The organism is Streptomyces sp. SID1328 (assembly GCF_009865595.1).
GTDB classification, from domain to species: Bacteria; Actinomycetota; Actinomycetes; order Streptomycetales; family Streptomycetaceae; genus Streptomyces; species Streptomyces griseoluteus.
Window position 1 is genome coordinate 1 of record NZ_WWKH01000748.1, and the last position, 7,401, is coordinate 7,401.

Genomic DNA, 7,401 nt, shown 5'->3' on the forward strand with positions numbered 1-7,401 from the left:
GGTCGCCGGGGTGATCGCGCGCCTGCTGTCGGTCGACGGGATGGTGGCGACCGCGCTCGGTCTGGAGGACCCGCTGACCGACACCGTCACCACGGCGGAACCGGACGTGACGGGCGCGGCCGGGCCCGCGGGCCGGACCGAGGCGTTCTGGCGTGCCTCGCACTTCCCGCAGACCCGCGCGGTACGCGCCCGCTGGCGGGACCAGAGCCACCAGCTGCTGCGCACGGTGTCCTTCACCGGCGGCGGGGGCGGATTCCCGGTGAGCTACGGCGACTTCACGCTGCCCCTGCGGGACGCGATGGTGGACCGCGCCTTCGAGTGCTGGGTGCACGCGGACGACATCGCCAAGGCGGTGGACTACCCCTACGAACCACCCGCCCCACGGCACTTGAGCCGCATGATCGAACTGGCGGCCCGCATGCTCCCGTTGGCAGTGGCCGCCCACCGCGGCACCTCCCCGCCCGCCACTCCCGGCCGCAGCCTCCGCCTGGAGATCGAGGGCGCGGCAGGCGGCCAATGGCTGATCCCCCTGGACTCCCCCGCCGCCCCCACCCCCGAACACGAGGTGGCCCACGTGGCCCTGGACGGAGTCGAATTCTGCCGCCTGGCAGCAGGCCACCTGACTCCCGAGGAGACGACAGCGGGCCAGAGGGGCGACAGGGAAGCGATCAGGGACGTACTGACGGCCACGGCATCGCTGAGCCGCATGTAAGAAGCTCAGCAGGCTTATCCCCTAGGCGAAAACCACGGTCCGGCGCCCGTTGAGAAGAATGCGGCGCTCCGCATGCCACTTGACCGCCCGGGCCAACGCCTGACACTCCACATCCCGCCCGATGGCCACCAGCTGATCGGGCCGCAGCTCATGCCCCACCCGCTCGACCTCCTGCTCGATGATCGGCCCCTCGTCCAGATCCGCGGTCACGTAATGCGCGGTGGCCCCGATCAGCTTCACCCCCCGCTCATGAGCCTGGTGATAAGGCTTCGCCCCCTTGAAGCTGGGCAGGAACGAGTGGTGGATGTTGATGATCCGCCCGCTGAGCGCCTTGCAGAGATCGTCCGACAGCACCTGCATGTACCGCGCGAGAACCACCAGCTCGACCCCTTCCTCCCGCACCAGCTCCAGCAGCCGCGCCTCCGCCTGCGCCTTGGTGTCCCGCGTCACCGGGATGTGGTGGAAGGGGATGTTGTACGACCCCACCAGTTCCTCGAAGTCCGTGTGGTTGGACACCACGGCCGCGATCTCCACCGGCAGCGCCCCGGTGCCGGCCCGGAACAGCAGGTCGTTCAGGCAGTGCCCGAACTTGCTGACCATCAGCACGATCCGCATCTTCTGGTCGCCCCTGCTGATCTGCCAGTCCATGTGGAAGGAGTCACCGATCGCGGCGAAGCTCGCCCGCAGCTTCTCCAGCGTGACGTGGGCCTCCGCCGAGAAGTGGACGCGCATGAAGAACAGACCCGTGTCGTGGTCGCCGAACTGCTGGCTGTCCTCGATGTTGCAGCCGGTCATGAAGAGGTAGCTCGACACGGCGTGCACGATGCCCTTTTTGTCCGGGCAGGAGAGAGTGAGGACGTACTGGTCCGCCAGGGTGTCGGCCGTGGCGGCGGCTCGGCTGGGCTGCTCGTTCATGCACTACACGATCTCACGCCGGGCAGCCCGGCCGGGGCCCGTGTCCGTCAGCCGGACGCCGGGCGGGCCCTCAGACGGCCGTGGTCAGGATGCGCAGGGCCTCCAGGCTGCGCGGGACGGCCGCCGGGTCGTCGCCGTCGCTGGCGGCGAGGCGCAGATGGGCGTCCTGGGCGGCCCGTACCGCTTCCGGCCACTGCGGGTGCTCCAGGTAGACGGCGACCGGGGCGTCCGGGCCGACCTGGTGCATGATCCGCAGCACCCGCAGCACGGCGGTGTCCACCAGCGCCGCCTCCTGCGAGTCCCGGAAGATGGTGCCGACGTATTTCTCGGCCGACCAGTTGTCCAGCCAGGTGTCCTCCACCAGCCGGTAGACCGCGTCGGTGACGTCCCCGTACCCCTCCACGCCCGCGAGCCAGACGTCGCGCTGAAAGGCCGGGTCGGAGAGCATGTGCAGCGCGGAGCGCACGTTGCTGCGCCAGCGCCACCACGGCATGTCGTTAAGCGGCATGCCGCCCATGGTGGAGGAGCGACGGCCGCGACGGGAAGAGTTCTCCGAACCTTGCACGGTCATCGATCGTACGTTCCGCACAACATCGGCCACATCCGCCCCCGGTGTTCACCGTCGTGTCACCCATAGTCGACCGGGCGTCACTCCCCGGTTGGGGATGTGCGGGAATCGTGGCGGCCCATGACCGGCAGGCGACGCACCCCCGACAGCTTCCCCTCCTCCCCCCGGCCTCGGCGGGCCGCCCGGTACGCGGGCGCGCTGGCCCTCTGTGCCGCGCTGACCGCCGGCTGCGGGACCGTGCCCGGCACGGACGGCGGCGCCGGGGACGGCACGGTCAGGGTGATGACCTGGGCGCCGCAGAACACCGCCGCCACCAACAAGCCCGGCATGCCCGCCATGGCCCGCGCGTACGCGAAGTGGCTCAACAAGCACGGCGGGGTCGGCGGCCGCACGCTCACCGTGCTGACCTGCAACGAGCACAACGACAGCGTGGGCGCCGCCAAGTGCGCCCGGCGCGCGGCGGCGGAGAACGTGGTCGCGGTCGTCGGCTCCTACAGCCAGTTCGGGGACTCCTTCCTCGCCCCGCTGGAGAGCGCGGGCATCCCCTACATCGGCGGCTACGGCGTCACCAGCGACGAGTTCACCGGCCCGTACTCCTATCCGGTCAACGGCGGTCAGCCCGCGCTGCTGGCGGGGCTCGGGCAGGCGCTCGCCACGGCCTGCGGCCCGGTCGCGCTGGTACGGCCGGACAGCATCGCCGGGGACCAGCTGCCCGCCCTGCTCGACTCGGGCCTGAAGGCGGGCGGTCACCCGGCGGCCACCGACCAGCTCGCCGCCGAGGACGCCACCGAGTACGGCGACCAGGCCGAGCGGGCATTGCGCGGCGCCACCGCCGACCCGGCGCGCAAGGGGTGCGTGGTGCCCGCGCTCGGGGACCGCACCGACACGTTCATGGACTCCTTCCGCCGCGCCCGCGCCGACCACGCCCCGGTGCGCACGGCGACCGTGCTGGGCAGCGTCGACCAGACGGAGATCAACGCGACCGGCGGCGCCTCGGGCCCGTACGAGGGGGCGTACATCACGGGCTGGTACCCGGTGGCGTCCGATCCGCGCTGGAACCCGATGAAGCAGGTGATCAGCAAAGAGGCGTTCGGCGACAACAGCATCGACCCGGCCGACGCCGGGGTGCAGACCACCTGGATCGCCTACACCGTGCTGCGGGCCGCGCTGGAGCGGATCGGCGACGGCGACGTGACCCCGGACACGGTGCGCCACACCCTGGACGGCGGGCTGAAGGTGTCCACCGGCGGGCTCACCCCGACCCTGCACTGGCCGGACGAGACCCGGCTCGCGGCGGTCGGGTTCCCGCGCCTGGTCAACGCCGACGTCACCCTCCAGGTGGTCCGGGAGGGCAGGCTGACCGCCGTCCGGCGGGGCAGCACGGCCGCCGCCGCGGGCGGCGACATGACGCGGACGCTGGAGAGCGCGGACGTGGGCTGACCCCCGGCCGCGCCCGGTCCTCAGAGCTGGGTCGGCTGGCGGGTGGTGAGCCCGTACTTGGTGGCGATGGCGTTCCAGAGCTGGGCCGCCTTGGCCTTCTGGGCGCTGGCGGTGCCGCTCTGGGCGTTGCCGGCCTGGGTGTGGTTGGTCGAGCGGGCGTGGCCCTTGCCGCAGACCTTCTTGCTCTTGGCCTGCCGGGCCCAGAGCGCGTAGTGGTTGTCGGCGGCGGCCGACGCCTGCCAGGCGGCGGTCAGCGCCGCGTTCAGCTCGGCGTTGTTCGGCAGCTTGTCCACGGACAGCTTGCCGAGCCGGTTGACCAGGTCGGCGCGCTGCTGGGCGGCGCCGCGCAGGTCGGCGGCGGCCTGGTCGAGGTTCTGGCACTGCCTGATGCGCTCGACCGCCTGGATCACGGTGGAGCGGCTGCTGCCGCTGTCGGCGAGCAGCTTGTCCAGCTCGGCCGCCTGCGGCTGGGCCGGGTCGGCGGCCGACGCGGACGGGGAGGGCTTCTCGCTGGCCGGGGTGGAGGAGGCGACCGGCCGGTTGTCGTCGCCGTCGTCACCGCCGCCGCTGAGCAGGGCGCCCGCGCCGATGCCGAGGACGACGATGCCGACGCCGACGGCCGCGATCAGCGGCAGCCGCGAACCGGTCCGTCCGCCGCCGCGCCGTCCGCCGTCGTCGTCGTGGTCCGTCGGCGGGCGGTAGGCGGGCTGGGCCGAGACCATGGGCGCCGGCGGACGCGGGTCCGGGGCCGGGACGCGCGGCATCTGCTGGGTCGAACCCTGGGCGGCGCCGGCGCCGTACTGGGTGCCCCGGAAGAGGTTGTCGAACTCGGCGGGCGGCTGCCGGTCGGCGTCGTCGGCACCGGCCTGGTAGGGCGGGATGTACTGGGTGGCCGCCTCGTCCGGCCGCTGCTGCGGGTAGCCCTGACGGCCGTCGTTCCCGGTGGCCTCGGGCGGCAGCGCGCCCGACGCCACCGGGGGTATGTACTGCGTCGCGGCCTGGTCGGCGCCGCCGGAGGGGACCGGCGGAAGGTACTGGGTCGCGCCCTCGGGACCCTGGCCCGCGCCGGGACCCACCGGCGGCATGAACTGGGTGGCCGCCTCGTCCATCGGCGGCAGCGGCGCGGACTGCTGCGGATAGCCGTCGTTGCCGTACCCCTGGTGCTGCTGGGGGTAGGGCTGCGCGCCGCCGTAGCCCTGCGCGTCGTACGTGGGGCCCTCGGGCGGCATCGGGCCGGGACCGGACGGCTGCTGCGGGGTCTGCCACTCCTGCGCGGCGGCCGGGGGCCAGCCCTGGTGCTGCTGGTGCTGGGGCTGCTGCTGGTCCTGGCCGGGGCCCCAGGAGCCGCCCCAGGGCTGGCCGCCCGGGGGTACCGCGGGCGTCCCCGTCATGCCCGGCAGCAGGGGCTCCCCTCCGTCGGAGGGCAGCACGATGCCTTCGTGCGCGGGTCGCGCCGAGGGCTCATCGCCCTGTCCACTCTGCGTCACCGGGACTCCTACGATTGAAGGACGTTCGGAATCGTCGGCTCACGCTACCGGGTCCGCGGAGCCCGGTGCCACGCAGCTCAGCGCCCGAGTGCCCTTTCCCACAAGGGCACTCGGGCGCACCGACTGCTCAGGCGGCCTGCCGGACGTCGAGTCGCGCACCGAACTCCCGTACCACCGCCTCGTCCCGGAAAGGCTGCAGCCGCTGCTGGAGGTCCTCCAGGTACTCGGTGCCGCGCTCGGAGCGGAGCGTCTCCAGCAGTTCCACGGCCTTCATGCCGGTGCCGCACGCCTGCTCGATCTCGCGCTGCTGCACCTGGGCCGTGGCGAGGAGCACATAGCCGATGGCCCGGCGCCGGGCCCGCGAGACGGGGTGCCGTTCCAGCGCCTGCCGGGCGTATCTCGCGGCGGCCTCGGCCTGCCCGAGGTCACGGTGGCAGTGCGCCAACTCGTCGGCGAGATAGGCCTCGTCGAAGTGGGCGATCCACACCGGGTCGTCGCCGTGGGAGGCGTCCGCCCGCTCCAGCGCCGAGATGGCCCGCCCGGCGGACGCCTGTGCGGCGCGCACATCGCCCAGTACGGCGTGCCCGCGCGCCTCGGCCGCGTGGAACATCGACTCCGCGCGCGGGGTGACCCGGCCCCGGGCGCCCTCCTGCGCGGCGCGCGCCAACTGGGCGATCTCGCGCGGGTTTCCGAGTTCGGCGGCCAGGTGGCTCATGGAGGCGGCCAGTACATAGCCGCCGTACCCCCGGTCCCCGGCCGCCTGCGCCAGGCGCAGCGACTGGATGTAGTACCGCTGGGCCAGGCCCGGCTGGCCGGTGTCGACCGCCATGTACCCGGCCAGCTCGGTCAACCGGGCGACCGCGGCGAAGAGTTCCCGCCCGACCGCCTCCCGATAGGAGCCCGCGAGCAGGCCGGAGACCACGCTGTTGAGGTAGTGCACGACGACCGGGCGCACATGCCCGCTGCCGTACTGGTGGTCGAGGTCGACCAGCGCCTGGGTCATCGAGCGCACGGCCGCCACGTCGGCCGGGCCCACGCGCGGGCCCGCCTGCCGGGCCACCTGGGCGTCCGGCGCGGAGATCAGCCAGTCCCGGCTGGGCTCGACCAGCGCGGAGGCGGCGACCGAGGAGCCGGACAGGAAGTCCCGCCGCCCCACGTCGCTGCGCCACAGCTCGCAGACCTGCTCGATGGCCCCGAGGACCGTCGGCGAGAACTGCAGGCCCACCCCGGAGGCGAGGTTCTTGCCGTTGGCCATGCCGATCTCGTCGATCGTGACCGTACGGCCGAGTTTGCGGCCGAGCGCCTCCGCGATGATCGCCGGGGCGCGCCCGCGCGGCTGCTGGCCGCGCAGCCAGCGGGCCACGGAGGTCTTGTCGTAGCGCAGGTCGAGTCCGTGCTCGGCGCCGCACATGTTGACCCGCCGGGCCAGCCCCGCGTTCGAGCACCCCGCTTCCTGGATGAGTGCCTGCAGCCGTTCGTTCGGCTGCCTCGCCACTAGCGGCCTCGCGGCCATGCGCTACCCCCTGCGAACCCCTGGAGCGTGAAGATCACTGGTCGTTCCGGTCTGCAGATCACTTCCCAGTCGACATAGCGTCAATGCGCGACATGTGCGGTTTGCCGGGGTAAAGCCGTCTCCCCCGGGCGCCCCGTGCCCTCCCTGGTTACCCGCGCCGCCCGTTCGTCTCTCCCGCGCGCCCCCGCCCGTGCTCCCGTGCGCCCCGGCGACCGGGCCGGTGTGCCGCCCCGGCGCACGGCCCGGCCGTAACTCCGGCTGGACGCGGCAGTTGAGTGGGACGTGGACGAGACGACCGCGGGCCCCGAGGCGGCCCGGATTCCGCGCCCGCGCGGGGGATCCCTGCTGGAGACCGCCGTTGCGTACGCCGAGGAGCGGCACTGGGACGTGCTGGCGGGCAGTTGGCTGGTGGACGCGGGCGGCGTGCGGTACTGCTCCTGCGGCGACACCGTCTGTCCCGCGCCCGGCGCGCACCCCACGCGCCCCGACTGGGCGACGCGCGCGACCGGCAGCCCGGCGGTCGTCCGGGAGATGTGGCGGGAGCAGCCCTCGGCGTCGATCCTGCTGCCGACCGGCCGCACCTTCGACGCGCTGTCCGTTCCGGAGAGCGCCGGGTTCCTGGCGCTGGCCCGGATGCGGCGCATGGATCTGAACCTCGGCCCAGTGACCCTCACCCCGGACCGGCGCATGCAGTTCCTCGTGCTGCCGGGCGGCGCGGCGAAGGCGCCCGAGCTGGTGCGGCAGGTCGGCTGGGCGGCGGCCGCGC

At 73.4% G+C, this 7,401-nt stretch carries 6 protein-coding genes and 1 pseudogene; 3 read left to right on the forward strand and 4 right to left on the reverse strand.

All coding sequences use genetic code 11. The features are described 5' to 3' along the window. A pseudogene (locus GT030_RS23985) lies at positions 1-712 on the forward strand (MDMPI N domain containing protein); the annotation flags it as partial. Between the two features lie 21 nt (positions 713-733). On the opposite strand, the gene purU reads toward GT030_RS23985, so the two are convergent. After that, the gene (purU, locus tag GT030_RS23990; RefSeq protein ID WP_135791906.1) at positions 734-1,627 is read right to left on the reverse strand and encodes a formyltetrahydrofolate deformylase; all 894 of its coding nucleotides are present in this window, start codon (positions 1,625-1,627) and stop codon (positions 734-736) included. A gap of 70 nt (positions 1,628-1,697) precedes the next feature. After that, entirely contained in the window at positions 1,698-2,198 is a 501-nt protein-coding gene (locus tag GT030_RS23995; protein ID WP_078858347.1) for a hypothetical protein, read from the reverse strand. 117 nt (positions 2,199-2,315) lie between these two features. On the opposite strand from GT030_RS23995, the gene GT030_RS24000 reads away from it, so the two are divergent. Next, a complete protein-coding gene (locus GT030_RS24000) occupies positions 2,316-3,635 on the forward strand; it encodes an ABC transporter substrate-binding protein (protein WP_202460494.1) in 1,320 nt (439 codons plus the stop codon). A gap of 20 nt (positions 3,636-3,655) precedes the next feature. On the opposite strand, the gene GT030_RS24005 is transcribed toward GT030_RS24000, so the two are convergent. After that, positions 3,656-5,122, reverse strand: a complete 1,467-nt coding sequence (locus GT030_RS24005; RefSeq protein ID WP_161202875.1) for a hypothetical protein — start codon at positions 5,120-5,122, stop codon at positions 3,656-3,658. 127 nt (positions 5,123-5,249) lie between these two features. Continuing rightward, a complete protein-coding gene (locus tag GT030_RS24010; protein WP_161202876.1) occupies positions 5,250-6,635 on the reverse strand; it encodes a transcriptional regulator in 1,386 nt (461 codons plus the stop codon). A gap of 282 nt (positions 6,636-6,917) precedes the next feature. On the opposite strand from GT030_RS24010, the gene GT030_RS24015 reads away from it, so the two are divergent. Further along, positions 6,918-7,401: bifunctional DNA primase/polymerase (locus tag GT030_RS24015; RefSeq protein WP_161202877.1), on the forward strand; the 484-nt coding region annotated here is incomplete at its 3' end.

Excerpts from the sequence above, each read along its gene's own strand:
- purU (WP_135791906.1), bottom strand. The coding sequence starts at position 1,627 with ATGAACGAGCAGCCCAGCCGAGCCGCCGCCACGGCCGACACCCTGGCG.
- GT030_RS23995 (WP_078858347.1), bottom strand. The coding sequence starts at position 2,198 with ATGACCGTGCAAGGTTCGGAGAACTCTTCCCGTCGCGGCCGTCGCTCC.
- GT030_RS24000 (WP_202460494.1), top strand. The coding sequence starts at position 2,316 with ATGACCGGCAGGCGACGCACCCCCGACAGCTTCCCCTCCTCCCCCCGG.
- GT030_RS24010 (WP_161202876.1), bottom strand. The coding sequence starts at position 6,635 with ATGGCCGCGAGGCCGCTAGTGGCGAGGCAGCCGAACGAACGGCTGCAG.